We start from the raw sequence: 26,260 nt of genomic DNA on the forward strand, positions 1-26,260 counted from the left end.
TTTTCTTGCTCCATATCTCCCGTTCAACTAATTAAAATTTGTGCAGACTAGCCAGTTCTACAGCCAAAAAATGAGAAGTCAGCAGAACTTAAAATCTAAACCACGACAAAACTCTGCAATAGCGTTATAATTCCAAACATTTTGCGTGATTGGTAGAATAATCAATGAATGTTACGTTGTCAGAGTTAGCTCAAAAGCTGAATGGTACTGTTTTGGGTGATATGACTATTCCAATATCTCAGCTATCACCTATTGATAATATCATCCCTGGCGCTCTGGTTTTTGCTGAAGGAAAAGACAACCTCTATCTTGCCGAGCAATCGGAAGCTGCTGCCGTTTTAGTTAATCGGCAGACCAGCAGTGCGTCCAAGACATTGCTGCAGGTCGATAATCCGTTAAAAGCCTTTATTGAGCTAATCCATTTGTTTTATCCTGCGCCCAGGTTACAAGCCAGTATCCACTCAAGCGCTGTCATTGATAAAACAGCGATTATCGGGAAAGATGTGGTGATTGGGCCGTTTGTAGTAGTAGGCGCGGGCTCAGTGATTGGCGATCGCTCTATCCTTAAAAGCCATGTTCATGTAGGGCAATCAGTAAAAATAGGTACTGATACCGTAATTCATCCTCAAGTCACTATTTACGATCACTCCGTAGTGGGCAATCGAGTAAGCATCCATGCTTCAACAGTGATTGGGTCTGATGGTTTCGGCTATACTTTTACAGATGGAGCGCACCTTAAGATCCCGCATGTCGGCAATGCGATCATTGAAGACGATGTGGAAATTGGCGCCAACTCGGTAGTTGACAGAGCGACACTTGGCTCGACAGTCGTGGGCAAAGGAAGCAAAATTGATAATCTGGTACAGGTTGCCCATTCAGTCAAACTTGGAAAAAACAATATCCTTTGTGCGTTTACAGGCATCGCCGGCAGCACTACCAGTGGAAACAACGTCATCTTTGCTGCTAACGTCGGCGTTAGCGATCACGTGCGCATTGACGATGGGGTAATCCTTGCCGCCAGAGCAGGCGTTCCACCGCGAAAACATTTAAAGCAGGGGAATATATATCTTGGTAATCCTGCCCGTCCCAAGGATAAAGCCATTGAGCAGGAACTGTCGGTCACTCGAATACCAATCATGCGTAAAAATCTTAAGGCGCTTAGTGAAAAAGTAAATGCATTAGATGAGCGGCTTAACCAATATGAGAACAACGATGAATGATCCTTTAATTCTTGTCGATGGATCTTCCTATTTTTTTCGAGCATTCCATGCTCTTCCACCTTTGACAAATTCCAAAGGCCTGCCCACCGGCGCGGTTTACGGTGTGGCCAATATGATTAAGCGTTTATTGAAAGACTATCCCAGTTCGCAGTTTGCGGTAGTCTTTGACGCCAAAGGCAAAACATTTCGCGATGACTGGTATCCGGAATATAAGGCGCACCGAGCCCCGATGCCTAATGATCTGTATTGCCAGTTTGATCCGCTGTGCAGCCTTCTTGAAGCGATGGGCATCCCGATGCTGACCATTGAGGGGGTTGAAGCGGATGATGTGATTGGCACTCTGGCCCGATTGGCCACCGAGCAGAATATTTCCGTTATTGTTTCGACCAGCGATAAAGACATGGCGCAATTAGTCAATGCCAACGTGACCCTGGTGAACACCATGACTGGACAGATCCTGGATATCGAGGGAGTTAAGGCCAAATTCGGAGTGACTCCTGAGCAAATCATTGATTATCTTACCCTGATCGGCGATAGCATTGATAATGTTCCAGGGGTGAATAAATGCGGACCAAAGACAGCGGTAAAATGGCTTGAGCAATTTAAGACCCTGGATAACCTCATTGCTCAGGCTGACAGCATAAGCGGCAAAATTGGCGAAAATTTAAGAGAGAGCCTGGCTCATCTGCCTTTGTCCAGGCGCCTGGTAACCATCAAAACAGATGTTGAATTACCGGTGCTGTTAAGCGATTTGCGCATTGTCAAAGCAAATGATAGCCGTTTAATCGAATTAATACGGGAACTGGAATTCAAAGGCTGGCTGAAAGAACTGCTTCAACAAAGCGAAGCCAATGCAATGGAGAGTGGTGAGGAAAGCCCTAAACCCAATTTTGAGATTATTACCTCCGAAGAAAAACTCAAAGCCTTGTTAGGCCAGCTGGCTAATTGCAAACGATTTTGTATTAATACCGAAACAAAAAACAATCAATTCATTAATGCAGAAATTACGGGCATTTCCATTGCTATCGAGACCTCGGATGCGGTTTATATACCGATTGCCCACCAGGAAAGCAGTGCACAATTATCACTGCAAAGCGTTCTTGCAGGTTTGAAGCCCATTTTGGAAAACCCGCTGATTGCGAAACTTGGACATAATCTGAAAGAGGATTATACGATTTTTAAGCACTATGGTATTACACTGCAAGGCATTGCCTTTGATACCATGCTCGAATCCTACATTTTAAACAGCTCAGCCGGAACTCATGATCTGGATTCGCTGTCTCTTAAATTTCTTGGTCACAAGCCGCTTGGTCTTGAAGCGATTGCTGGAAAAGGCGCCCGGCAATTGAGTTTTGATTTAATTCCAATTGAAAAGGCAGCTTACTATGCCGCGGAAAATGCCAGCTTGAATTTGAAGCTCCATGAAATCCTTTACGGAATGATGGATCAGCCGCTTAGAAGCGTTTTCAACGAAATTGAAATCCCCTTGCTCACCGTGCTGGCAGATATCGAGAGAAAAGGCGTTTTAATTGACACCCATGCCTTGGCTGAGCATGGCTTACGTTTAAAGGCACGTATTCTTGAATTGGAGACCGAGGCTATTGCCATTGCAGGAAGCCCTTTTAATCTTAACTCGCCCAAGCAATTGCAGGAAATATTATTTGATCAGTTGAAACTGCCTGCCATCAGTAAAACTCCAACCGGTCAACCCTCAACAGCGGAGGCCGTTTTACAGGAATTGGCTTACGATTATCGCCTGCCAGCCATAATTCTTGAATACCGCAGTTTAAGTAAACTGGTGTCCACTTATATTGATGCCCTGCCTAAATGGATTAATGCAGACAGCGGACGTGTGCATACTTCTTATAATCAGGCCGTGGCTGCAACCGGTCGCCTATCGTCAAGTGATCCTAATTTACAGAATATTCCTATCCGTAATGAAGAAGGCCGGCTTATCCGAACTGCCTTCATTGCGCCTCCTGAACATGTGATCCTCGCTGCCGATTATTCGCAAATTGAATTAAGAATCATGGCGCATTTGTCCCATGATGATAGTCTGTTAACCGCCTTTGCCAATAATTGGGACATTCATAATGCCACTGCCAGTGAAATTTTCCAGGTGCCGCTGGATGAAGTAACCCAGGAACAGCGCCGTCGTACCAAGGCGGTCAATTTTGGCTTGATTTATGGCATGTCGTCTTTCGGTCTCGCCAAACAATTAGGTATTGATCGGCAGGATGCGCAATATTATATGGATTGCTATTTCAAACGGTATCCCGGTGTTCTCGAATACATGGAAAGGACGCGTCGTCTCGCGCATCAGCAAGGCTATGTTGAAACCCTCTTTGGCCGACGGCTTCATCTTCAGGAAATCAACTCCAGAAACCTCACCCGCCAGCGGGCAGCAGAACGTATCGCCATTAATGCACCGATGCAGGGAACTGCCGCTGATATTATTAAAAAAGCAATGCTGGCTATTATCCAATGGCAAAATGACACCGCCAATACTGATTTTCAGATGATCATGCAAGTTCATGACGAACTGGTCTTTGAGGTAAAGCAGGAATGCGTCGAATCCGCTAAGGACACTATCTGTAGGTTAATGGAAAATGTTGTGTCTTTATCTGTTCCTCTAAAAGTTTCAGCCGGTGTCGGGAAAAATTGGGGAGAGGCGCATTAATCGCCTGTAATGACAATTTAAAAGCGCAGGCGTATAATTTTTGCAATTACCTGCCTTTTGAGTTGCCAAATGAGTTTATTTTCTACTAAAAACAAATTATCCCATTTGAAAATAGCAGCCTTTGCGAAGGCATTCGATGCCTGGATGGATGGTAACCGTCACTCCAACCAATCGCATATCGATTTATTGTTCAAATGGCTGGATAGCCATGAACATACCAAATTAGTAAAAAGACACCGCGATTTTTTAGCCTTGGCACAGGAAGTAGCGGCATTAGGCTATTCAACGGCTATGGATGTGCCAATTTCCGAAGAAGATTTTGCAAACAGGAAAATTGCTGATTCTTTTGAGCGCTGGCTTGCGAAGAATAATCAACCGCTAATGACAAGTGCAGATTATTTATTAACCTGGATAAAGGAAGGAGATGGTGCAGAGTATATCAGGGATCGGCAACACTTTCTGCAATTAGTCCAGACATTAGCTAGAAGAGGTTATAAACATTCATTAGACCTACCTACTGCAGCAGCTGATTTTGAGAAGATTTATAACTCAAGAACTCCATTTTTCGTAATAGCGAAGCAGTTGCTCATAAATCATATAAAGCAGTATACAAAAAAACATCAGGCGGCGAATGTCAGTATGTCTAATACATTCTTTTTAACGCCTGATCATAAGCTATCATCAACTAAACTGGAATTGGCTGTCGATTTAATACGCGAGCTTAAACATTTGACTAGTACGGGTGATGATAAAGTGCATCTGAAGATACTACAAAACCTGCTGACAAAATATGAGGCAATGTCACAAGCATATGATGGCGATGGTAATCGTCATCGCGGTAGTTTTGAACAAAATATGGATGCAGCCAGATCATTAATAGAGAAATTTTATGACAAATTGCAGTCTGCACAATTACAATTATTGAATGTTCCCTGTAATAGCGACCCTCTTAATCAGCTTCGATACCAAACAGCTCAGTACTTTGCAAAAAAACTCGAGGTAGCTCCCAAACAGGATTTCCTGATTCGCCAGCTTTCTTCTAAAGATCTTTCTGCAGAGAAAGAGAAGTATGTGATACAGGCTTTACAAGAATGCGAAGAAGCCGTTAGGGCAAGTGCTAGAGGTGGTAATGACCCGGAATATTTAGCAAAAGAGAAAATAACTCGATTGCAGCAGCTCATTCTTGGAAAAGATCAGGCAGCTCTTAGTGAATTGCCATTGATAAACTGTCTCTTACCAAAGTATGGCATGAGTTTCTAAGCCGCCACGCTCGCTTACTGGGCGCGAGGCAAGTTATTCCTTGAGACCTTTCCCCTTAGACGGGCTGGTATCGGCAGGGACATTGCCGCCTTGGATTGGCAGCTGGCAGAATAGGTTTTTAAGGTGTGACTAATCCGCTCTGTTGAAACCATTTTAGGCCAGCAATTCACCTCAGATAGTTTTAATCGGTACTGGGCAAATACCCCTGAAAACGCAGCGCGCATCGCAGGTGAATTAGTCCATACAACGAGAGGCACGGCTTTATTGGCCTGCAGCAGACTATCGGCCACGGCCGGGCCGTTACAAGCCAGACCATCCCCAGCTCCCAAATCACCATCCAGAATAATTAAATCAGGGCTTGATTGAGACAAATAATGATTAAGATCAGAACTGCTTGCACAGACGGTTATGCTAACCTGCGGATTAACTTCCTGCAGTAAGCGCGTTAAGCAATATGCGTTAAAGGCGTGATCTTCAACAATTATCACTTGCATGATAACTCCCTTTCTCCATTCCTTTAAAGTATACGATCGAAAACTTAACGGAAGCTTAAGGATTGAAGGAGCGGCTTGGGATTTTATCAGGAGGGGATAAAAGTTATATTGGCTTTTACCCTTTGTTAAGTTGTAGAAATCGCGCAATCATTGCATTAACCTGCTCTGGTACTTCAAGGGTTGCCCAGCATTTGGATCCTATCACTTTACCAATCTCAAATTGAGGCGCTTCCTGCCGTAATTTTTGATATCTGCAGTGATGCTCATCGGTAATAATACATAATGCGGGACAAGAAATCTGGCTTAATTTACCTGTAGAATGCCTATCCCATTCAATTAAGCCTTTAAACATTTTCTGCAGTGCCTTTTTTTCAACCTGATTAAAGGCATCTGCCGCTATTTTCCTAGTTGATTCATTCGCATCAATAAACAGGGCATTGACCAGATCATCAACAAATTCTTCATAATTTGCCGTGTCCAGGGCAGTGATAAACTCCTCAATTTCCTCGATAAATTTTTCATCCATAAAAATCGGCGGATCGATAAGGATAATGTGTTTGATGGGCAGATTATGACTAAGCACAGTATCAAACACTATATCTGCACCATTGTTAAGGCCAATTAAGCAGATATTATCGAGCGATAGTTCTCGGCAAACCTTGTTTATTAAAGCGGATAAATCAGCCATCTCGTAGCTTGCGATTCCCTCACTACCGCTATGGCCAGGCAGATCAAGCCAGACGATATTACCAAACTGCTTCAGTAACTCTACCTGGTGGCTAAAAAAATGATGATTGCCACCGGCATTATGAATCAAAACAAAGTTTAGCTTACCATTGCCATCAATACGTTCATGCGGCCTCATCATTTATCCTTTCGCTATACCCAGGCAATTTAGTGATAAAATCTGCTCCCATTATTTGCGATGGCGTTTTGTAGCCTGCGCTTATCTCTGTTTCCAGTAAGTGCTCAACAATAGCCAGACTGCCCGTGACGGTGAGTGCGTATCCATTCGCTGTAGCAAATCTTAATGTTTTAATATCGCCCCTGGCATTCTTTACCTCTCCCCAGACATAGGTGAGTTGCTTTTGTAACTGCTCATTATCAGGCCCTTTTTGCCCGGCGGCCCTCGATTTCAGAAAATTCTGCACCCACTTGAAGCCTAATAACCATCGCAGATAATTGAGCCTCTTTAACATCGATACTCGCTTTGGACTCATTGGGATATAGACTTCAATATTGGGTATTCTGGTGGTATGAAAGGCAGTGCTTACATCTCCCCAGGGAATGGTCGTTGCCAGTTTCTCCCCTCGCCCAAAATCAATCGTCCGCGTTTTCCAGGCGAGAGGAACGGTTTGTATTAACCCATTCACCCGAGCTCTACCCCCTAATGCTAATCCTTCTACCGCAGTTTTTGCCGTTCCCGGAGACAGGCCTGATTTTGAGTCAAACCCGAGGGCCAAATAGTTGGCATCAGCAAGCTGTTGCTTTAACTGGGCGGCGAGACAGTCTGTCGGTATTACATCAAAACCAACGCCTGGACAAAGTATGATATTCGCGGCCTTTGCTGAACTATCCTGTTTCTGCGCATATTCAAAAACAGAAATTTCACCGGTAATGTCTAAATAGTGGACTCTTGATTGAATACAGGCGTTGATCATTGCCTGACTAGTGGAAGAAAAGGGACCCGCACAATTTAAAACCAGTTTTACGTCAGCGAGTTGTGTACAGAGATTCTGTTGATCGCTTAAATCGAAAACCCGGCTGTGAAGCCCCAGGTCTTTCGCAAGTTCCGTGATGGAATGTGAGTCGCGCCCAGCCAGAATGGGATTTAAACCTCTTGATTTGGCTTCTCTTGCTATCAGCTTCCCGCTATATCCATTCGCCCCATAAATCATCCAGTTGAGCATTTTAATTCCTTTTTCAAGCATCCTTGGATACCGCGAACAAGTCGCGGTACGTAGGCTAATGAAGATAGGTGCACAAAAAACCGTCTTTGCGAGCGTCAGCGAAGCAATCCAATGCTCCTAACTGTGTGTTCAAGACTTACTCTGGATTGCTTCACTTCGTTCGCAAAGACGACATATTTCCTATTTATCCACCGACACTTCGAACCAGCATAACTGCCTATTACCAGCCAGTCACTTCCGCAATCGCATCACCAAGTTCAGCGGGTGAGCGGACGGTTTTCACTCCTGCAGCTTCCAGCGCTGCAAATTTCTCAGCTGCAGTGCCTTTTCCACCAGAAATGATAGCGCCGGCATGTCCCATACGCTTTCCAGCAGGTGCAGTGACCCCGGCAATATAGGAAACAACCGGTTTGCTGACATTCGATTTAATAAACTCTGCCGCTTCTTCTTCAGCAGAACCACCAATCTCGCCCACCATGATAATTGCTTCGGTTTGCTCGTCGTGCTCAAACAGATTCAAGGCATCAATAAAACTGGTTCCAGGAATTGGATCGCCGCCAATACCGATACAGGTGCTTTGACCGAATCCCTTATCTGTTGTTTGTTTCACTGCTTCATAAGTCAGTGTACCAGAGCGAGAAACGATACCGACTCTTCCTGGTAAATGAATTGAACCAGGCATAATACCGATTTTACATTGGCCAGGGGTAATAATTCCTGGACAGTTAGGCCCGATTAAACGGGATTGGGTATTGTTTTCCAGATACACTTTCACATCCAGCATGTCCAGTACGGGGACCCCTTCAGTGATACAGACGATAAGCTTTACGCCCGCATCGGCTGCTTCGAGAATGGAGTCTTTGCAGAATGGAGCCGGAACATAGATCACACTCGCATCAGCCTGTGTTGCCTCCATCGCTTCCCTGACGGTATTAAATACCGGTAAACCTAAATGGCTCTGACCGCCTTTTCCAGGGGTTACCCCACCCACCATTTTAGTTCCATAGGCAATTGCCTGCTCGGAGTGAAAGGTTCCCTGCTTGCCGGTGAAACCCTGGCAAATTACTTTGGTTTCTTTATTAACTAATACGCTCATGCTAACCTCAAACTGGTTCTAATAATTTTCTTCTGAATCCATTGAACTGAAAACCCTGATGCGTTCTGCGTATCAAGGTTACAGATATTCGTAAATCATGCCACTGCGGCTACGATTTTTTTAGCAGCATCGGTTAAACTGTCCGCTGCAATCACATTCAGATCACTTTTGTTCAGGATTTCTGCACCTAACTGCGCATTATTACCTTCAAGGCGCACAACAACGGGCACTTTAACGTCAACTTCTTTTACTGCGGCAATAATCCCCTCAGCAATCAAATCACAGCGAACAATACCGCCGAAAATGTTGACCAGAATACCTTTGACCTGTTCATCAGAAAGAATAATTTTAAATGCTTCGCTCACTCTTTCCTTGGTGGCGCCACCGCCGACATCGAGGAAGTTTGCTGGTTCACCGCCATGCAGTTTGATAACGTCCATGGTGGCCATCGCAAGACCCGCCCCGTTAACCATACAGCCAATCGAGCCATCCAGCGGGATATAATTAAGCTCCCAGTTGGTCGCATGATTTTCTCTTTCGTCTTCCTGTGAAGTGTCGCGCATTGCCTTTAGCCTTGGCTGACGATACAGCGCATTACCATCAAGATTAATTTTGCCATCCAGACATAACAAATTGCCTGATTTGGTCACAACCAGCGGATTGATTTCCAGCAGGCTTAAATCACAATCAACAAACATTTTCCCAAGTCCAATCATTAACTGGGTGAACTGCTTAATCTGATTATCATCCAGTCCCAGTTTAAAACCGATTTCACGGCCCTGGAATGGCATAATACCGACCAGCGGATCCATGATGACCTTGAAAATTTTCTCAGGTGTCTCATGCGCTACTTTTTCAATTTCCACGCCGCCTTCTGTAGAAGCCATGAAGACAACTCGCTGTGTGGAACGATCAATTACTGCGCCCAGGTAGAGTTCGCGTCCGATGTCACAGGTTTCTTCAATTAGCAGGGCATTAACCGGCTGACCTTTGGCATCAGTCTGATAGGTTACTAAACGCGTGCCTAACAAGGCTTTCGCCGCATTGGCCAATTCATCACGGCTGGAAACCAGCTTGACACCACCTGCTTTTCCACGCCCGCCGGCATGAACCTGCGCTTTCACTACTGCTTTGGGAGTGGATAACATATCCAGAGCCTGAACCGCTTCTTCAACTGTGTAGACCACATGTCCCCTAGGAACTGGCAAACCGTAATTATTAAATAGCTCCTTTGCCTGATATTCATGTAAATTCATTGCAACACCTTATAAAAAAAACAGACCTGCATACCGCAGGTCAGCCTGGTTAATGGATTGTGAGTAGACTCTATACATTCAGCAGCAAGCGTGCAGGATCTTCAAGTAACTCTTTCACGGTCACTAAAAACTGTACCGACTCCTTACCATCAATTAAGCGATGATCATAGGATAAGGCCACATACATCATTGGGCGGATGACAACCTGGCCCTTTTCGGCAATGGGGCGCTCTTCAATCTTGTGCATACCCAGAATGGCAGTTTGCGGTGGATTAATAATGGGTGTGGCCAGCAGCGAGCCGAAAACACCGCCGTTTGTTATGGTAAAGGTTCCGCCCTGCATTTCTTCCATGCTGAGCTTGCCCTGTCTGGCTCTGCCAGCAGAGTCGTTAATTGCCTTTTCAATTTCGGCCATGCTCATTTGATCAGCATCGCGCACTACAGGAACAACTAATCCTCTATCAGTGGAAACTGCAATACCAACATCATAAAAGCCATGATAAACAATGTCCTGACCATCGATAGATGCATTAACTGCCGGGAACAATTTTAATGCTTCTACAACTGCCTTGGTGAAAAAGGACATGAATCCCAATTTAACACCGTGTTTTTTCTCAAACTGATCTTTGTATTGGTTGCGTAGATCCATGACGCCTTTCAAATTAACTTCGTTGAAGGTCGTTAACATGGCCGCATTATGCTGTGCCTGGACCAGACGTTCAGCAATTTTAGCGCGCAGGCGAGTCATGGGCACACGGCGTTCTTCTCTTGCCCCCATTGCAGCAGCTGGTTGCTGGCTTGAAGCAGCGCTTGCAGGTTGAGCAGATTTGGCTCGATTGGATTCAATAAATGAAACCACATCTTCTTTGGTCAGACGACCGTCTTTACCGCTGCCGGTCACTTGCTGCGCCTGTAAGTCATGCTCAGACAGCATGCGTCTCACTGCGGGACCTGTGGCTTTGTCTTCCTGCGGCTCGGCCTGAGCTGCAGGCTCTGCTTTGGCTGGTGCAGCAGGGGCTGGTGCTGCGGCTTCCCCTGCTTCAATTTTAGCCAGGATTTGGCTGGCTGTAACCGTATCTCCTTCTTTAAACAGGATTTCTGTGAGTACGCCATCCATTGGAGCCGGAACTTCAAGAACAACCTTATCAGTCTCCAAATCTACAAGATTTTCATCGCGGCTGACCCTGTCGCCTGCTTTTTTATGCCAGGCTGCAATGGTGGCATCAGCAACCGATTCTGGCAGCGTCGGTACTTTCACTTCAATAGACATGGTGTGTCCTTCTTAACTAATTGTTATTTTCTCCAGCGGCTATACCGCTGGACCTATCATTTTTAATTACTTAATGCCGCTTGTACCAGTTCTTGTTGTTGCTTGGCATGAAGCAAGGGGCTGCCTACTGCTGGAGAAGCTGCAAAGCTTCTGCCGGCGTAGCTCAATGTTTGCTCCGGGCTCAGACAGTCTTTGATGTTGTGCTGGGAAGAGAACCAGACCCCTTGATTTTGAGGTTCTTCCTGACACCAGACAATTGCTTTTGCATTCGGGAATTTGGCAAGCTCGTTTCCTAGCGCTTTTTTAGGGAAAGGATAGAGTTGTTCAACTCGAATGATTGCAACACTCTCAATTTTCTCGTCACGGCGTTTTTGCAACAGATCATAATAAACTTTTCCGCAACATAATACTATTTTTGTAACTTTGGCCGGATCCATTGTATCCACTTCAGGGATTACAGTGTGGAACTTTCCTTCCGAGAGATCAGAAAGCGGGGATACTGCGAGCTTATGACGTAATAAACTTTTGGGCGTCATTACGATTAAGGGCTTACGGAAGTTTCGAATCATTTGCCGGCGCAGTAAATGGAACATTTGTGCCGGTGTGGTAGGTGTGCAGACCTGTATATTATGCTGGGCGCAAAGCTGCATATACCGTTCAAGACGAGCTGATGAATGTTCCGGTCCCTGGCCTTCGTAACCATGCGGTAACAGCATCACCAGACCGCATAAGCGTCCCCATTTCTGCTCACCAGAACTGATGAACTGATCAATTACAACCTGCGCACCATTGGCAAAATCACCAAACTGCGCTTCCCACAATACCAGTGAGGTTGGCTCGGAAGAGGCATAACCATACTCAAATGCGAGGACGGCTTCTTCTGACAGCACCGAATCGATTACCACGAAGTTTCGTTCAGCATCGGTCGACAGGGTTTCCAGTGGAACATAAGAATCCCCTGTTTTCACATCATGCAAAACCGCATGGCGATGAGCAAAAGTACCACGACCGCAATCCTGACCGGACAGACGTACCTTATAGCCATCATTAAGCAGACTGGCATAGGCCATTGTTTCCGCATAACCCCAGTTCATGGGGATTTCATTATCAGTCATCTTCTGACGTTCAGCCATCAGTTTACTGACGACCGGATGCAGTTCAAACCCTTCCGGTAATTGCTGTATTTTATCGGAAAGCATTTTAATATCGGCAGGACTTATTGTTGTATCGGCTTTATCAGTCCATTTGGCATTCACATAAGGCGACCAGTCAATCGATATGTTTCCTTCGTAATCACCGTGTACCAGTTCAACAACCGGCTGGCCCTGATCGAGACGGTTGCGATAATTTTCCATGGCTTCGTCTACTTGCTCCCTGGAAATAATTTGCTCATTTATGAGTTGGTCGGCGTAAATTTCTCTCAAAGGACGCATGCTTTTTATTTTTTGATACATCGTCGGCTGCGTAACAGACGGCTCATCGGCTTCATTATGTCCATGACGGCGATAACAGACTAAATCAATTACCACGTCGCGTTTAAACTTCATACGAAAGTCAAAGGCTATCTGGGTCGCAAAAACCACGGCTTCCGGATCATCGCCATTCACATGAATGATCGGCGCCTGAACCATTTTAGCCACATCCGTACAATAAAGCGTGGAACGGGCATCGAGAGGATTGCTGGTTGTAAACCCAATCTGATTATTAATGACGATATGGACTGTACCGCCAGTCGAATAACCGCGTGCCTGGGAGAAGTTGAAGGTTTCCATTACGACACCCTGGCCGGCAAAGGCTGCGTCGCCATGTATGACCACTGGAACCACTTTGTCCTTTTTTTCCAAATCATTACGCCGTCTTAAGCGGGCGCGAACTGAACCTTCTACCACGGGCCCAATGATTTCAAGATGCGAGGGATTAAATGCAAGAGCCAAATGAACAATTGCCCCGCTTTCGGTACGAATATCAGAAGAAAAGCCCATGTGATATTTCACATCACCAGTCAGCTCTGATTTAACCTTGCCTTCAAACTCCTGAAATAAGGCATCAGGGGCTTTTCCGAGCACATTCACCAGCACGTTGAGACGGCCGCGATGTGCCATACCGATGATGACTTCATTGGTTTTAAACTCACCGGCCTGGTGGATGATTTCTTTCATCATCGGTATTAATGAATCCCCGCCTTCAAGCGAAAAACGCTTTTGTCCGACATAGCGCGTACCCAGGTAACGCTCCAGACCATCTGCAGCAATCAAATCGTTGAGGATTTTTTTCTTTTGTTCATTATTAAATTGAGGACGACCGCGGCTGAACTCCATTTTTTTCTGCAGCCACTCGGTTTCTTCATTATCCGAAATATGCATGTACTCAATACCGATACTGCCGCTGTAGGTATCACGTAATGCCTTGAAGAGATCTTTCAGAGGCATTTCAGAGCCATTGAAATTATTACCGACATAAAAGCTGCGGTTCAGATCGCTCTCGGTAAGATGGTGATAACCTAGTTCAAGGCTCGGTACAGAGATACGCTCGGCCATATCAAGAGGATCAAGCCTGGCCGCATGGTGGCCGTAGGCACGATACGCATTGACGAGATGAGCTATCTGATATTGCTTGCTGTCTTCAGAGCTGACAACTGCTGTTTTCTTTCGGCTTGCGTTTTGCAAAAAGTAATCTCGAACTTCACGGTGCGCTACATCCTGACCATTACCTCTATTTTCCGCAGCCATTTTGCTAAAAACAGCTTGCCAATCAGCAGGAACGGAATCAGGATCCTGAAGATAATCTTCATAAAGCCCATCCACATAGGCCATACTGCCGCCTGAAAGATAGCCTAAAGCCCATTCATTTTGCAAATCACTAGCACTCATTTTTCACTCTCCAAAGGGAAATGCTCTGCTCAATCACATCGTTCGCTGCATGCGCCGCCTTTCTGATTAATCAGAGCTATCAGAATCTTATCAAGTTTCCTCTGTTAACATTTGCTTGCGAATATCAGAAATCGCTTGCGTCGGATTGAGTCCCTTCGGACACACATTGGCGCAATTCATAATCGAACGACAACGAAAAACGCTAAATGGATCCTGTAATTTATCCAACCGTTTAATAGTAGCTGTATCTCTACTGTCTGCAAGAAAGCGCCGCGCCTGTAGTAATCCGGCTGGACCAACAAACTTATCTGGATTCCACCAGAATGACGGACAGGAACTGGTGCAGCAAGCGCATAAAATGCACTCATACAAACCATCCAGCTTGGAACGCTCTTCCGGAGTCTGCAGCCGCTCACGAGCAGGCGCCACCTCATCATTTTGCAGATAAGGTTCAATACGCTCATATTGCTGATAAAATTGCGACATATCAACAACCAGGTCACGGATAACAGGGAAGCCAGGCAGAGGTCGAACCACAATTTTATCGGTTTTTAATTGTGACAAAGAAGTGATGCAGGCTAATCCATTCGTGCCATTAATATTCATTCCGTCTGATCCGCAAACGCCCTCACGGCAGGAACGACGATAAGTAATCGTCTCGTCCTGCTCCGCTTTAAGCCTTTCCAGTAATGTTAACAGCATGGGATCACTCTTGGCAGGGATCTCCATTTTAAATTCCTGCACATAAGGCTTGCTATCAACCTCAGGATTGTAACGATAGAGATGCAGGCTCAATGTTCTGCTTGCCGACATAATATATCCTCTTAATAAACACGTTCTTTGGGTTGAAACGGCTCTACATATTTCGGCTTCACATTAACCGGCCGATAATCAATGAGGTTCTCTTCACCAAAATATAGCGTATGTTTAATCCAGTTCGCATCATCACGCTTTGGAAAGTCTTCACGGCTATGCGCTCCGCGGCTTTCTGTGCGTGCGAGTGCTGATTGCGCTGTCGCATAGGCCGTAGCCATTAAATTGTCCAGCTCAAGAGCTGAAATTAATTCTGTATTAAATACTTTGCTCTTGTCTTTGATACAGGCATTTTCCAGACGTGCTTTCAATGCATCGAGACGATGCAGCCCTTCTGCCATCACCTGGCCTGTTCTGAACACACCAAAATCTTCCTGCATCACCCGCTGCATTTCTGCGCGCAGTACCGCCGGTGAATCACCCTCTTTTGCATCTTGCCAGCGCTGATAGCGAGCCAGCGACATGGCGACATCATCATCGGTTACATAAGGCATATCCGGCAATTGATTCGATTGCCATAATTCTTCTACATGCAATCCAGCAGCCCGGCCAAAAACAACCAGGTCAAGCAGTGAGTTACCGCCAAGACGATTTGCGCCATGCACGGAGACACAGGCACATTCACCCACAGCGTACAAGCCTTCAACGATTTGATCCATACCGTTGCGATGTGTCAGAACCTGCCCATGAATGTTGGTTGGAATTCCGCCCATGCTGTAATGGCAGGTGGGTACAACAGGAATTGGCTCGACAATCGGATCCACACCTGCAAACTTGATTGACAGCTCGCGAATGCCTGGCAGGCGGGCTTTAATTAAATCGGCACCAAGGTGGTCAAGCTTTAATTTTACATAATCTACACCCTGTGGATCAAAGCCCTTGCCGGCACGAATTTCCAGTGCCATCGCCCGGGCGACCACATCACGGGAAGCCAGATCCTTGACGCGTGGCGCATAGCGCTCCATGAAGCGCTCGCCATCTTTATTGATCAGATAACCGCCTTCACCGCGGCAACCTTCAGTAACCAGTGTTCCTGCGCCAGCAATACCGGTTGGATGAAATTGCCACATTTCCATATCCTGCAGGGGGATTCCAGCGCGCAGCGCCATTCCAAATCCATCGCCAGTATTGATATAGGCATTTGTGGTTGATTGATAGATACGTCCAGCACCGCCGGTTGCCAGAATACAGATACGGGTCTGGTAGAATACAACTTCACCAGTCTCGATGCAGATTGCGGTTACACCAGCTATCCTGCCCTGCGCATCTTTTACCAGATCAAGGGCATACCATTCGCTGAATACATGTGTTTTGGCACGCAGGTTTTGCTGATACAGCGTATGTAAAAGCGCATGACCTGTCCGGTCAGCGGCAGCGCAAGTTCGAGCGGCCTGTTCACCGCCGAAGTTTTTTGATTGCCCGCCAAACTGACGCTGGTAAATACGGCCATTGTCCATACGGGAGAATGGCAGCCCCATATGTTCTAATTCGTACACTGCTTCAGGCCCGGTCTTGCACAGGTATTCGATACAGTCCTGATCGCCGATATAGTCTGCTCCCTTGACGGTATCATACATATGCCAGCGCCAATCGTCTTCATCCGCATTGCCGAGTGCCGCGGTAATTCCTCCCTGCGCCGATACTGTATGTGATCGGGTTGGAAAGACCTTTGATAATAAAGCCACTTTCAATCCTGAATTGGCGAGCTGAAGGGCGGCGCGCATACCTGCACCGCCAGCGCCAATAATTACCGCATCAAATTTATTACGAGCTAAGGCCATTTATAGTCCCCAGAAAATCATGAAGCCCCAGATAAACTGGGCGGATAACCAACCTGCAACCAATAATTGGACACTGAGCCGCAGAACCGTACATTTTATGTAGTCAGTAGTAACAGTCCATATTCCTATCCAGGCATGCAGAGAGAATGCAACCAATGCCAGTAAACTGGCTACTTTGAACCAGCTGCTTTGAGCCCAGGCATGCCATTCGGTGTAACTAAACGGCGAATGGATGAGCAGAAATGCCAGAATAAAAACCATATAGGCAGCAAAATAAACCGCACTGACTCTTTGAATTAACCAATCCCGTAGACCATTTCCGGTCAAACTGGTGACATTTGTTACCATATACATATCCCCAGAAGAAGTGAAAAGATGACCGACGCACTAATGACTAAAATCGCCCCGCGCCGCCCGGATTCAAGGTGTTCTCCATAACCTAAATCCATCAGCATATGTCGTATGCCTGCAAGAAAATGATAAATTAATGCTGCGCCCAGACCCCAGAACACCAGTTTTGAAAATGGATGGGCCATCATCTCTCCCACTTTGCGAAATGACTCTTCGCTCTGGAGGGATAAATCTATAAAATAGAATGCGACTGGCATCAACACAAATAATAGTATTCCGGAAATGCGGTGTAAAATCGATGCGATTGCCATCGGTGGATATTTTAAAGACCCCAAATCAAGATTTATCGGTCGTTTTTGTTTCACTTATTAGCCATCCTTAAAATTAGAGACAATAATCAACGCTGAATTATCAAAACTCAAGCCAAAACCTCGCAAAGTATACCACTCTGTTTTTTTGAAGCAATTCCACTCTTTGTGAAAGAATGATAATTTTCACAGTAAACTGCTTGCTTTGGCAGGGATTCTCCTGCTAAAACAGGGAATTTCATTTAATATCATTATATATGTGGATTCGATGCCTTGCCGCCTGCCTTTATGACTGCCTGATTCTCAGCGCCCTCGGTTTTATTTTGACAGGGATTGCTGTATTTCTGAATCATGGCCAGGCGATCATGCCAGGCAATCACTATCTACAACTCGCCTTATCGTTGCTTTTCTTTTTTTATTACTTCGTTTCTCTGCGTTCCGGAGGACAGACTATCGGAATGCGAAGCTGGAAATTACGCCTGGTTAATAAAGGGAAAACGCAATGGAGGCTGATTAAACTTTGAGTTACTGTCTGCTCCTGGCTTCTACGTCCCTCGGCTTGTCTGAGGGATCCAGAGACTCGTAAAGAAACTGGATTCCGCGCATAAAGCGCGGAACGTAGGCATTTGGCGTTAAAAGGATTTATCTCTTCATACCTGGAGTGCCCGCCTGCGGGTGTTTTCGATAAACATCACGCGGGGTACCTTCAGGATAACCATAGCCCTTGGCGGCCAATACTTTGACATTTTGCAAATAGCGTTCGCCCCAGGCACCGGGGTCGAAATTGGTTACAACCACATTGTAACTGAGATTGATTACAGACTCGAAAGCCTTTCGCTGGCCCAGCTCATGACCACCAAAAGCAATTTGTACTTCTGTTTCCTGATCAATACCACCCGACTTTAATCGTTCAATTAGCAGGAAGATCATTTTTTCTATGGTGTAATACAGTTTGCACATCGACATGCCCGCCTCATACATATCCTCTGCCTTTGACGTGGTCATTTTATGGCCGAAATCATGGATATTGTAAACGAATTCACGCTCTTGCGAGTTGGGCAGTAATTCAGGCTCGATAACTAAAGGGGGTATTACCGGATCAATAATAGGACTAATAATATACAATTCAAAATTAGCCCAATGCCACCAGAGTTGATAGACCTGTTCTACCAATGCTATAGGGTCCATATCCTGGGCATTTTTAATTTCCTGGCGAATGTCATCCCCAATCAAAAAGCCATCAGAATTATTTGCTTCAGCCATAATTTACACCGGTTCACTATCTATAGACTATCTTAGCTCAATTTAAGGATAGGTGTATCCCTGATAAATAGAAAAAAATTTGTAAATCCAGGCAGCAGTCAACAAAAAGTGGTGCATCGCAAGCTATTAGTTTGGAGCGACATACTGATAGTAAACGGGTGGTGTGGCTTTACACTTGAAACAACTGCTCTGACAGGCTGACTTTTCCTGACAGCAGGCAATCATTCCTTTGCGCAGCCACAGATCAAGCATAGGCTGCAGTGCGCCAATATCGACGCCTAATAATCTTGCCAATTGCTGATTACTGGCTACTTTCTCTTTTTTAAAATACTCAAGAATTTGCATAAGCATGTTTATTTTTCCTAACCCCCTGCCAGCGAAGGTAACTGATAAATCCAGTCATGAACAGTGCCAAACCTGTAATCCAGCTAATTGTCTGATACGGATGCTGACCGAATCGCGCCAATTGATAAAATAAAACCGCTGCTGTGTAAGCCACTACAAAAGACCAGATCACTGAAAACCACATTAACTGGCGATTGGCTTCCTGGCGAATAGCTGCCATTGTGGAAACACAGGGTATATATAAAAGGATAAACAATAAATAGGCAAATGCACCGGCTTTTCCATCAAAACGCTCGGCCATCATGCCATACATTGAATGAGAAAGCTCGTTATCAGGCGCGCTTGCCAGAATGGGATTAATCAAAGCCTGCCCGAGATTGGCCAGATTTTCAGGAATTGACCAGAAGGCCGATTGCAGTGAGCCCAGGAAATCAAAGCCGTCAAGCGCAGATTGTCCTACATGACCCAGTTGTGCATAAAGAGAGTTTAAAGAGCCGACCACCACCTCTTTTGCCAGCATGCCAGTCAGGAGTCCCACCGTGGCCGGCCAGTTTTCCTGGGTTAGCCCCATGGGCGCAAACAGCGGCGTCAGCCATTGACCCAGCAAGGACAAAACGGAATGCGTATCGGCCTCATTACTGCTAATGCCGCCACTGACTGTCAGGGCATTTAAACCGCCCAATAAAATGCAAACAGGAATAATGACCCGCCCGGCGCGCACAATAAAATGTTTCAAGCGAAAGCCGGTCTCTCTGAGCAGGCGGCGTAATGAAGGCTTATGATAAACGGGCAGTTCCAGAACCAAAGGCGACGCCTGTCCCTGCAAAGTGGTTTTACGCAGCAGTAACCCGGTTAATACCGCCATTAAAATACCAATAAGATATAAGGCAAAAACGACGTTTTGTCCCCCGCTGGGAAAAAACGCGGCGACAAACACTGCGTAAATCGCCAGACGGGCGCTGCAGGACATAAAAGGGCTCATTAATACTGTTAGTAAGCGATCTCGTTCGGAATCGAGGGTTCTTGCCGCCATAATAGCAGGCACGTTGCAGCCGAATCCGACAATCATCGGTACAAAGGATTTACCCGGCAAGCCCAAAAGGCGCATCAGTTTATCGACCACAAATGCCGCTCTCGCCATATAACCGGATGCTTCCAGCAGCGAGAGAAAAAAGAACATCGAGGCAATCACCGGAATAAAGGTCAGTGTGGTATTAATTCCCACTCCAATGCCGTTGGCAATCAAGGCTATTAACCATTGTGGTGTATGTATTTGCGCCAATAGCCAGGCACTGCCCTGCACAAAAAGAGTATCGGTAGTAATGTCAAAGAAGTCCTGAAATGCCCCGCCGACATTGATAGCAAATAAAAACATCAGATACATGACGGCGAGAAATACAGGAAAACCCAGAAATCGGTTTAATACAAAACGATCCAGCCGGGCGGTGAAATGCTCGCTGGCATCACTTTTTTTCTGCTGAACGCTGTTCACAATCTCATGAATAAGCTGATAGCGGGCATCCGCCAGGCTGATATCATAGTCCGCCAGGGAGCCAGCCTCTGAAAAACAGACGCCACCCTCAAGACTCCTCAAGGCGTGGTAATGAGCCAAATGCGGCATCAGCTGCTTATCATCAATAAGGTGCCGGGTGAAATCCTGTAATTCCTTTTCTGCGTCCGCAGGCAGAGACAAGGTTAACGGCTTACAGGATCCTTTGTGATCCATAATTTGCGCTTCGAGCGCCCTGAAGCCGACTTTTTTATGGGATTGCAAGGGAACGACTGGACAACCCAGACGTTTTGACAACTGTTCTATCTGGATGCTTACGCCTTGTTGTTCTGCAATATCAGTCATATTCAAAGCGACTATGAGCGGCTTGCCCAACTCAAGTAATTGGCTGGTTAAATATAAATGGCGCTCAAGATGGCTGGCATCGATCACGTTCACAATTAAATCGGCAGGTAATTCCATAACCGCCCGCGAGGCAATTTGCTCATCCTGGCTGGCTTCCCCTGCTGCGGCTGACAGACTGTAAATGCCTGGTAAGTCGGTGATGGCAATGGACTCATCCCGCACTTTAAATGAGCCGGTTTTCTTTTCAACCGTAACACCAGGCCAGTTGCCAATGCGCTGATTTTCACCGGTCAAGCCATTGAACAATGTTGTTTTACCGCAATTGGGATTACCCACCAATAAAATATGCATTATGCCTTCTCCAGAAGCAGATAACGCGCTTCTTCCCGACGCAAACTAATGGATGTGCCACGAACCTCAACTTGTACAGGACAGCCCAGGGGAGCCACACGAATAATTTTTAATTCCGCGCCGCGCGTGATACCTAAAGAAAGCAGCCTGCGCCGATAGGAGGGCTCAGTGATGCCAAAATCAAGCAAACGCACACAATCACCTTTTTTTAAATCATCTATTCGCATCTAAGTTTACAAATTGACAGCAATAAAATTAATTCTAACATAAATGATATCGATAATCATTCTCATTTGAATTTTATTTACCTGCGAACAACAACCTGATTCATCTTCTGGGTGCAGTAAATGTTCCCAGACATTTTATAGTGTTTAGGAGGATAGAAAAATTTTTATGAAGTGGATTTATAACTAAATTAAATTCCTCTGGAATCACTACGGAAGGAACAGCGATAGCCATATATTTTTGTTGATTAAATAAAGTCTCTTCAGAAAAATCTCTGGTTATATCCGCTGCTGGAGAGGTATTCCATCCCGCTGGAAAATCCTCAACCTGATATTTTTTAATGAATCTTTGAGGAACATCAATTGAATACTTTGAATAAGAAAAACCAGATACTGACAAGCCATTATGCGATAACCATTCAAGAGTGCATAGGGCTATTGATTGCGAACAATAAATTACTTTTCTTCCTTTATGATTCCATCTGCCTTGCTCATGGACTCCTCCATCTCCTGAAAATACTATCTCAGGTTTGGTTGAAAAACTTGCTCTATACCAAATTGTCATTAACTATAGATACCATAATTTATTTGTTGAAGAACCTGTTCAACCAAGCGATGTCCTGCTTCTGTGTCTAACAGATCAATAGGCGCTCTTCCCCCCAGAGAATCAATTTCTCTATATAACCAATTCTTAGCTTCAGGGAAGCCTATAATCTGGCTTGCCAGTTGAATTATTGAAATTAAACGCAACAACTTTTCAGTCGATGGAGAATCAAGAGCCCTTTTTTCTCTTTTCTTAGTTTTATATGTTGATGCTGTTATATCCAGTCTGTTTAATACATCCTGCATTACAAAGCTTTTTGATTTTAAAAATTTTTCAAAGGTATCAGGGAGAGCACCATTCCTTATGATTTCAATTTCTTTGAATGGATCTTTTAATGCTTGCATTAAATTATCTGGTGTTAACATATTCATCTCCAGCTACATACTTAATTTTAAGTATATAAATACACTTTGTAAAGTATATATCAATACCGTTGACTTTAAACTAAGGCCCCATCCAGAGAATTGAACAAGCGGCATTAATCCAGGCTGGATAAAAGCCTGCCTGACCTATTGGTACGCCGTTGCAAATAATCTTCCGACTGCATTTCTTCAAGCCGGCTCAAGGTGCGCTTGAATGGCTGGGTCATTTCACCGCTGCGGTAAAGTTCGCTTAGAGGAACTTCAGCCGACAGGATCAGGCGGATACCGCGGTCATACATCACATCAATGAAATGGATGAATAAAATGGCATAAATAGTATCCCGTTCACTGAACTTAGGTATTGAACTTACAAAAACCGTGTCGAACTGTTCGGCAATTTCCAGATAATCCAGCTGGCTTCGCGGTAAATTGCAGATTACTCTGAAGTCAAACCAGATTTGCACCTCTGCTTTCATGAGATAGGGAATGTCACGATTCTGAACCTGCAAAGCGCCCGCTCCTTGAAAATGCGGGTCCAATTCAATGAATTGCTTCTCCATTAATGACTGAGTGGCCGGTGTTAATGGGTAGAGATAGGTTTCTACATGCTTTTGCCGGCCCAGGCGATAGTCACGGCGTTCTCTGAGCTCAATAATCTGGCAATGGGTTTTAATTGCCGCAATGGCCGGTAAAAAGCGGGCTCTGTGCACTCCCTTCCAATAAAGCTTGTCCGGCGGGCTATTGGAAGTTGCCACCAGGATAATTCCCTGCTCAAACAGGGCTTGCAATAACTCGCCGAGGATCATCGCATAAGCGATATCGTCCACCATAAATTCATCGAAGCATAATACTCTTGTGGAGCGGGCAATATCGCTGGCTATCCGCTGCAAAGGATTTTTTATGCCCTGCAGGGCTCGCAGGCGTTTATCGACCTGCTGCATAAAATGATGAAAATGAAAACGGAGTTTCTCTTTAATAGAAAGATTTTCGTAAAACATATCCATTAAAAAGGTTTTACCGACTCCTACTGAGCCATACATATACAACCCCGTAAGAGGCGCTTTCCAGCGCGAAAATAGTGAAAATTTTTTCGGGGCGCTTAGCTCGGTACTTAATTTCTCAAGCAGAAGTAAAACATCACGCTGCAGCGGATCGTTTTCAATATCACCGGTCTGAATAGCTCGGTCATACTGTTCAAGCAGGCTCATAACCTATTTCTCTTGCAATTAACAGCTGCTTTAAGGCAGCCTTTAGTTCCAGCAGTTTTCCATGAAAAAAATGCCCGGTATCCGCAAACCGTATTAATTCAATCTGCGGCTCCCTGGCGGCAAAATCCAAAACGAGGGATAATGGGACCACATCGTCCTCGTCGCCCTGGAAAATAGTCCAGTCATGAGGCTTGAACAGGGAATAATCGTAGTGATGCACGGGCGGCGCAATGCTGATTAATAAACGATGCGGGCAATACGCCGCACTGCGGTAAGTAACAAATGAGCCGAAGGAAAACCCCGCCAGAATCACTTCAGCATTGGGTACAGCTTCCCGATATAATTGAATCAGCTTCAGCATATCCTCGCTTTCGCCAATGCCTTCATCATATTGGCCCTTTGACTCACCCACACCGCGAAAATTGAAGCGGATACTGGGAATACCCCGCTCCCTGAAAGCACGTGCCATCGTGGTCACCACTTTATTATTCATGGAGCCGCCTTGCAGAGAATGAGGATGTCCAAGGAAGGCAATCGCAGGTGTCATTGATTGCGCGGGAACGCTAAGCACCGCTTCCAGAGCGCCTGCATCGCCTTCAAAACTGAAAGGATGTTCGCCAGGTATATTCAATTTGTCAACAGGTATCATTACGGTCCAGCCAGTTTAAATTAATGGTAAATTATACCCCAGCAGCTTCAAAATGCCAGGTTTTGGGCGACGTGAGTATATAACTCATCTTGCAATTTGATGCACGTGCTTTATGATCTAAGTAAGGAGTTTATTTTTACTAAACAAACTCCCCCAGCACTGACCCGATGGGCAGTGACTTTGACAAACACTTATATGAAATGGAGGACTTGATCCATGAGACAGGTACCTGAATTATTCCCTGTTATAACTCAGACAGGGAGAACATCATGAAAATCACCGATTTCAAGCGTAAAAAAGCATTAGGTGAAAAAATATCCTTTCTGACCTGCTACGACTACCCATCCGCCTGCATTATTGCAGAAACTGAACTGGATTGTGTTCTGGTGGGTGATTCAGTGGCCATGGCTGTTCACGGCTATGAGACAACGGTAATGGCTACCATTGAAATGATGGAATTTCATACTCGTGCAGTTGCGCGTGGTATAAAAAAACAATTCCTGGTCAGCGATCTGCCTTTCCTGGCGCATAAAGGTTCACAGCAGGAAACCGTTGCCAATGTACGGCGTCTGCTGCAGGCTGGAGCGCAGGCCGTAAAAATTGAAGGCGGGGATTTGGACACCTGCAAAACCATAACCCATTTGGTCGCCGCTGGCGTACCGGTTGTGGGTCATATTGGCCTTACTCCCCAGTCAGTTCATCAGCTGGGCGGGTATAAGGTGCAGGGTAAAACCCTGGAGCAGGCAGAGCAATTACTTAACCAGGCCAAAGATCTGGAGGCCGCCGGCTGCTGCGCTCTGGTTCTGGAATGCGTTCCTCAGAATGTGGCGGAACACATAACCAGCCATCTTTCTATCCCGACAATTGGTATAGGAGCCGGTGTGGGAACAGACGGGCAGGTATTGGTTTGGCATGATATGCTGGGCTTAAATGATTTCAAACCGCATTTCCTCAAACAATATTGTGAAGGTAAAGCCTATTTTCGACAGGCGATCAATGACTATATTAATGAAGTCAGGCATGCACAATTTCCAGCGAAGGAACATGCTTTTTAAGTGGAGATTAGGTTAAGGGAGTTCTGCAATTACATGTAGGTTGGGCCCTTGGCCCAACATTGAGTTATGGAGTGGTTCGACCCTTTTGTTGGGCCAAGGGCCCAACCTACAATAACTCCTTAAGTTAATGGCATTGTCTCTAACTCTCTCCCCTGAGGGGAGAAAGTATTTTACCTTAATAGTGAAGGCTACAAAATTATGCAAATTTTTAATCGACTTGAGGACTGGATTAACTTTCGCCGTTCATTGCCAGAAAAAGCAGATATTGGTTTTGCCCCCACGATGGGTAATCTGCACATCGGTCATTTGTCGCTTTTTGAAAGAAGCAAGCGAGAGAATGCACTCACTGCAACCAGCCTCTTTGTCAATCCAACTCAATTTAACCGTCAGGATGATTTTAATCATTATCCCCGCAGCCTCGAAGCCGATTTACAGTTAATGGAAAATGCCGGCGTTGATTTTTGCCTGCTGCCAGAAAAGGAGGCTATTTATCATGATGGTTACACCTACCAGATTCAGGAAAACGAGTTTTGCAAATTGATGGAGGGGCAATACCGTCCCGGGCATTTTAATGGCGTGCTGACCATCGTAATGAAATTATTTAATCTGATTAAACCGGACCGCGCCTACTTTGGGGAAAAGGACTATCAGCAATATCAATTGATCAAAGGAATGGTTTCCGCCTTTTTTATGGACATCGAGGTCATTGGCTGTCCCACAATCAGGGAAGAAAGTGGATTGGCCTATAGCTCGAGAAACAACCGCCTGACCGCAGAACAAAAACAGTTAGCGAACCAGTTTGCGCAAATTTTTCATCAGAACAAATCCTGTGCCGAGATTATTACCGAGCTGGAATCCAGGGGTATACAGGTGGAATATTTGCTTGATTATCAGAACCGTCGTTATGCCGCGGTCCTGATTGGCGACATTCGCTTAATTGATAATTTTGCCAGAACATGAGGCGATTACGCCTGTGTGCAAGCTTGATTGCCGGCTTTTTCTATGTCAACCTATGGTGATTATAACGCCAACCCA

General features: G+C 45.4%; 25 protein-coding genes. 6 read left to right on the plus strand and 19 right to left on the minus strand.

Annotation, left to right across the window (positions count from 1 at the left end):
* Nucleotides 1–164 precede the first annotated feature (164 nt).
* The 3 genes from lpxD (at nt 165) to B1207_RS08070 (ending at nt 5,160) form a co-directional block, all read left to right on the plus strand.
* Nucleotides 165–1,220 (plus strand): UDP-3-O-(3-hydroxymyristoyl)glucosamine N-acyltransferase, encoded by a 1,056-nt coding sequence (gene lpxD / locus B1207_RS08060; RefSeq protein ID WP_112219473.1) that lies wholly within the window; start codon nt 165–167, stop codon nt 1,218–1,220.
* Complete coding sequence (gene polA / locus B1207_RS08065) at nt 1,213–3,900, plus strand: DNA polymerase I (RefSeq protein ID WP_112219474.1); 2,688 nt, start codon at nt 1,213–1,215, stop codon at nt 3,898–3,900. Before lpxD ends, polA begins: the two co-directional genes overlap by 8 nt.
* Before the next feature lie 69 nt (nt 3,901–3,969).
* Nucleotides 3,970–5,160: a hypothetical protein gene (locus tag B1207_RS08070; protein ID WP_112219475.1), complete on the plus strand. Its 1,191-nt coding sequence runs from the start codon at nt 3,970–3,972 to the stop codon at nt 5,158–5,160.
* A gap of 14 nt (nt 5,161–5,174) precedes the next feature.
* On the opposite strand, the gene B1207_RS08075 is transcribed toward B1207_RS08070, so the two are convergent.
* The 11 genes from B1207_RS08075 to sdhC all read right to left on the minus strand — a co-directional run bounded on the left by B1207_RS08075 (nt 5,175) and on the right by sdhC (nt 17,366).
* On the minus strand, nt 5,175–5,654 hold the full coding sequence (locus tag B1207_RS08075; protein ID WP_112219476.1) for a response regulator: 480 nt from the start codon (nt 5,652–5,654) through the stop codon (nt 5,175–5,177).
* 115 nt (nt 5,655–5,769) lie between these two features.
* Nucleotides 5,770–6,522: an alpha/beta fold hydrolase gene (locus B1207_RS08080; RefSeq protein WP_146740048.1), complete on the minus strand. Its 753-nt coding sequence runs from the start codon at nt 6,520–6,522 to the stop codon at nt 5,770–5,772.
* Nucleotides 6,506–7,564: a saccharopine dehydrogenase family protein gene (locus tag B1207_RS08085; RefSeq protein WP_112219478.1), complete on the minus strand. Its 1,059-nt coding sequence runs from the start codon at nt 7,562–7,564 to the stop codon at nt 6,506–6,508. Before B1207_RS08085 ends, B1207_RS08080 begins: the two co-directional genes overlap by 17 nt.
* Nucleotides 7,565–7,784: 220 nt before the next feature.
* Entirely contained in the window at nt 7,785–8,660 is an 876-nt protein-coding gene (sucD, locus tag B1207_RS08090) for a succinate--CoA ligase subunit alpha (RefSeq protein WP_112219479.1), read from the minus strand.
* A gap of 95 nt (nt 8,661–8,755) precedes the next feature.
* On the minus strand, nt 8,756–9,916 hold the full coding sequence (gene sucC, locus B1207_RS08095) for an ADP-forming succinate--CoA ligase subunit beta (RefSeq protein ID WP_112219480.1): 1,161 nt from the start codon (nt 9,914–9,916) through the stop codon (nt 8,756–8,758).
* Nucleotides 9,917–9,986: 70 nt separating this feature from the next.
* The gene (gene odhB, locus B1207_RS08100; protein ID WP_112219481.1) at nt 9,987–11,186 is read right to left on the minus strand and encodes a 2-oxoglutarate dehydrogenase complex dihydrolipoyllysine-residue succinyltransferase; all 1,200 of its coding nucleotides are present in this window, start codon (nt 11,184–11,186) and stop codon (nt 9,987–9,989) included.
* 62 nt (nt 11,187–11,248) lie between these two features.
* Nucleotides 11,249–14,056, minus strand: coding sequence for a 2-oxoglutarate dehydrogenase E1 component (locus B1207_RS08105; RefSeq protein WP_112219482.1), 2,808 nt, complete (start codon nt 14,054–14,056; stop codon nt 11,249–11,251).
* A 90-nt stretch (nt 14,057–14,146) separates the two neighbouring features.
* The gene (locus B1207_RS08110; protein ID WP_112219483.1) at nt 14,147–14,869 is read right to left on the minus strand and encodes a succinate dehydrogenase iron-sulfur subunit; all 723 of its coding nucleotides are present in this window, start codon (nt 14,867–14,869) and stop codon (nt 14,147–14,149) included.
* A gap of 11 nt (nt 14,870–14,880) precedes the next feature.
* Entirely contained in the window at nt 14,881–16,650 is a 1,770-nt protein-coding gene (sdhA, locus tag B1207_RS08115; protein ID WP_058507095.1) for a succinate dehydrogenase flavoprotein subunit, read from the minus strand.
* Nucleotides 16,651–16,998: a succinate dehydrogenase, hydrophobic membrane anchor protein gene (gene sdhD, locus B1207_RS08120; protein ID WP_112219484.1), complete on the minus strand. Its 348-nt coding sequence runs from the start codon at nt 16,996–16,998 to the stop codon at nt 16,651–16,653.
* The gene (gene sdhC / locus B1207_RS08125; RefSeq protein ID WP_112219485.1) at nt 16,992–17,366 is read right to left on the minus strand and encodes a succinate dehydrogenase, cytochrome b556 subunit; all 375 of its coding nucleotides are present in this window, start codon (nt 17,364–17,366) and stop codon (nt 16,992–16,994) included. The genes sdhD and sdhC overlap by 7 nt, the downstream gene beginning before the upstream one ends.
* Before the next feature lie 200 nt (nt 17,367–17,566).
* Here sdhC and B1207_RS08130 point away from each other — a divergent pair, with 200 nt between their 5' ends.
* A complete protein-coding gene (locus B1207_RS08130; protein WP_112219486.1) occupies nt 17,567–17,833 on the plus strand; it encodes an RDD family protein in 267 nt (88 codons plus the stop codon).
* A 118-nt stretch (nt 17,834–17,951) separates the two neighbouring features.
* Here B1207_RS08130 and B1207_RS08135 read toward each other — a convergent pair whose 3' ends face one another.
* From B1207_RS08135 to B1207_RS08170, 8 genes are all read right to left on the minus strand, one after another.
* Nucleotides 17,952–18,572 (minus strand): virulence factor, encoded by a 621-nt coding sequence (locus B1207_RS08135; protein WP_112219487.1) that lies wholly within the window; start codon nt 18,570–18,572, stop codon nt 17,952–17,954.
* Nucleotides 18,573–18,698: 126 nt separating this feature from the next.
* A complete protein-coding gene (locus B1207_RS08140; RefSeq protein WP_112219488.1) occupies nt 18,699–18,923 on the minus strand; it encodes a FeoC-like transcriptional regulator in 225 nt (74 codons plus the stop codon).
* Entirely contained in the window at nt 18,904–21,126 is a 2,223-nt protein-coding gene (gene feoB / locus B1207_RS08145) for a Fe(2+) transporter permease subunit FeoB (protein WP_112219489.1), read from the minus strand. The genes B1207_RS08140 and feoB overlap by 20 nt, the downstream gene beginning before the upstream one ends.
* A complete protein-coding gene (locus B1207_RS08150) occupies nt 21,123–21,350 on the minus strand; it encodes a FeoA family protein (RefSeq protein ID WP_058507088.1) in 228 nt (75 codons plus the stop codon). Before B1207_RS08150 ends, feoB begins: the two co-directional genes overlap by 4 nt.
* Nucleotides 21,351–21,450: 100 nt before the next feature.
* A complete protein-coding gene (locus B1207_RS08155; protein WP_112219490.1) occupies nt 21,451–21,912 on the minus strand; it encodes an RES family NAD+ phosphorylase in 462 nt (153 codons plus the stop codon).
* A complete protein-coding gene (locus B1207_RS08160; RefSeq protein ID WP_172458205.1) occupies nt 21,912–22,316 on the minus strand; it encodes an antitoxin Xre/MbcA/ParS toxin-binding domain-containing protein in 405 nt (134 codons plus the stop codon). The genes B1207_RS08155 and B1207_RS08160 overlap by 1 nt, the downstream gene beginning before the upstream one ends.
* Before the next feature lie 113 nt (nt 22,317–22,429).
* Nucleotides 22,430–23,521, minus strand: coding sequence for a cell division protein ZapE (zapE, locus tag B1207_RS08165; RefSeq protein WP_112219492.1), 1,092 nt, complete (start codon nt 23,519–23,521; stop codon nt 22,430–22,432).
* Nucleotides 23,508–24,170 carry an alpha/beta hydrolase gene (locus tag B1207_RS08170; protein ID WP_112219493.1) on the minus strand — a complete coding sequence of 221 codons (663 nt, stop codon included), beginning with the start codon at nt 24,168–24,170 and terminating at the stop codon, nt 23,508–23,510. The genes zapE and B1207_RS08170 overlap by 14 nt, the downstream gene beginning before the upstream one ends.
* A gap of 269 nt (nt 24,171–24,439) precedes the next feature.
* Between B1207_RS08170 and panB the strand changes: the two genes are divergently transcribed.
* Both panB and panC read left to right on the plus strand, forming a co-directional pair.
* The gene (gene panB / locus B1207_RS08175; RefSeq protein WP_112219494.1) at nt 24,440–25,225 is read left to right on the plus strand and encodes a 3-methyl-2-oxobutanoate hydroxymethyltransferase; all 786 of its coding nucleotides are present in this window, start codon (nt 24,440–24,442) and stop codon (nt 25,223–25,225) included.
* Nucleotides 25,226–25,423: 198 nt separating this feature from the next.
* On the plus strand, nt 25,424–26,185 hold the full coding sequence (panC, locus tag B1207_RS08180; protein ID WP_112219495.1) for a pantoate--beta-alanine ligase: 762 nt from the start codon (nt 25,424–25,426) through the stop codon (nt 26,183–26,185).
* Nucleotides 26,186–26,260 lie beyond the last annotated feature (75 nt).

It is taken from the genome of Legionella quinlivanii, from assembly GCF_003265995.1.
Lineage (GTDB): Bacteria > Pseudomonadota > Gammaproteobacteria > Legionellales > Legionellaceae > Legionella_C > Legionella_C quinlivanii_A.

Coding starts and splice junctions, on each gene's coding strand:
- lpxD (WP_112219473.1), top strand. CDS start 165: ATGAATGTTACGTTGTCAGAGTTAGCTCAAAAGCTGAATGGTACTGTT.
- polA (WP_112219474.1), top strand. CDS start 1,213: ATGAATGATCCTTTAATTCTTGTCGATGGATCTTCCTATTTTTTTCGA.
- B1207_RS08070 (WP_112219475.1), top strand. CDS start 3,970: ATGAGTTTATTTTCTACTAAAAACAAATTATCCCATTTGAAAATAGCA.
- B1207_RS08075 (WP_112219476.1), bottom strand. CDS start 5,654: ATGCAAGTGATAATTGTTGAAGATCACGCCTTTAACGCATATTGCTTA.
- B1207_RS08080 (WP_146740048.1), bottom strand. CDS start 6,522: ATGATGAGGCCGCATGAACGTATTGATGGCAATGGTAAGCTAAACTTT.
- B1207_RS08085 (WP_112219478.1), bottom strand. CDS start 7,564: ATGCTCAACTGGATGATTTATGGGGCGAATGGATATAGCGGGAAGCTG.
- sucD (WP_112219479.1), bottom strand. CDS start 8,660: ATGAGCGTATTAGTTAATAAAGAAACCAAAGTAATTTGCCAGGGTTTC.
- sucC (WP_112219480.1), bottom strand. CDS start 9,916: ATGAATTTACATGAATATCAGGCAAAGGAGCTATTTAATAATTACGGT.
- odhB (WP_112219481.1), bottom strand. CDS start 11,186: ATGTCTATTGAAGTGAAAGTACCGACGCTGCCAGAATCGGTTGCTGAT.
- B1207_RS08105 (WP_112219482.1), bottom strand. CDS start 14,056: ATGAGTGCTAGTGATTTGCAAAATGAATGGGCTTTAGGCTATCTTTCA.
- B1207_RS08110 (WP_112219483.1), bottom strand. CDS start 14,869: ATGTCGGCAAGCAGAACATTGAGCCTGCATCTCTATCGTTACAATCCT.
- sdhA (WP_058507095.1), bottom strand. CDS start 16,650: ATGGCCTTAGCTCGTAATAAATTTGATGCGGTAATTATTGGCGCTGGC.
- sdhD (WP_112219484.1), bottom strand. CDS start 16,998: ATGGTAACAAATGTCACCAGTTTGACCGGAAATGGTCTACGGGATTGG.
- B1207_RS08130 (WP_112219486.1), top strand. CDS start 17,567: ATGTGGATTCGATGCCTTGCCGCCTGCCTTTATGACTGCCTGATTCTC.
- B1207_RS08135 (WP_112219487.1), bottom strand. CDS start 18,572: ATGGCTGAAGCAAATAATTCTGATGGCTTTTTGATTGGGGATGACATT.
- B1207_RS08140 (WP_112219488.1), bottom strand. CDS start 18,923: ATGCTTATGCAAATTCTTGAGTATTTTAAAAAAGAGAAAGTAGCCAGT.
- B1207_RS08150 (WP_058507088.1), bottom strand. CDS start 21,350: ATGCGAATAGATGATTTAAAAAAAGGTGATTGTGTGCGTTTGCTTGAT.
- B1207_RS08155 (WP_112219490.1), bottom strand. CDS start 21,912: ATGACAATTTGGTATAGAGCAAGTTTTTCAACCAAACCTGAGATAGTA.
- B1207_RS08160 (WP_172458205.1), bottom strand. CDS start 22,316: ATGTTAACACCAGATAATTTAATGCAAGCATTAAAAGATCCATTCAAA.
- zapE (WP_112219492.1), bottom strand. CDS start 23,521: ATGAGCCTGCTTGAACAGTATGACCGAGCTATTCAGACCGGTGATATT.
- B1207_RS08170 (WP_112219493.1), bottom strand. CDS start 24,170: ATGATACCTGTTGACAAATTGAATATACCTGGCGAACATCCTTTCAGT.
- panB (WP_112219494.1), top strand. CDS start 24,440: ATGAAAATCACCGATTTCAAGCGTAAAAAAGCATTAGGTGAAAAAATA.
- panC (WP_112219495.1), top strand. CDS start 25,424: ATGCAAATTTTTAATCGACTTGAGGACTGGATTAACTTTCGCCGTTCA.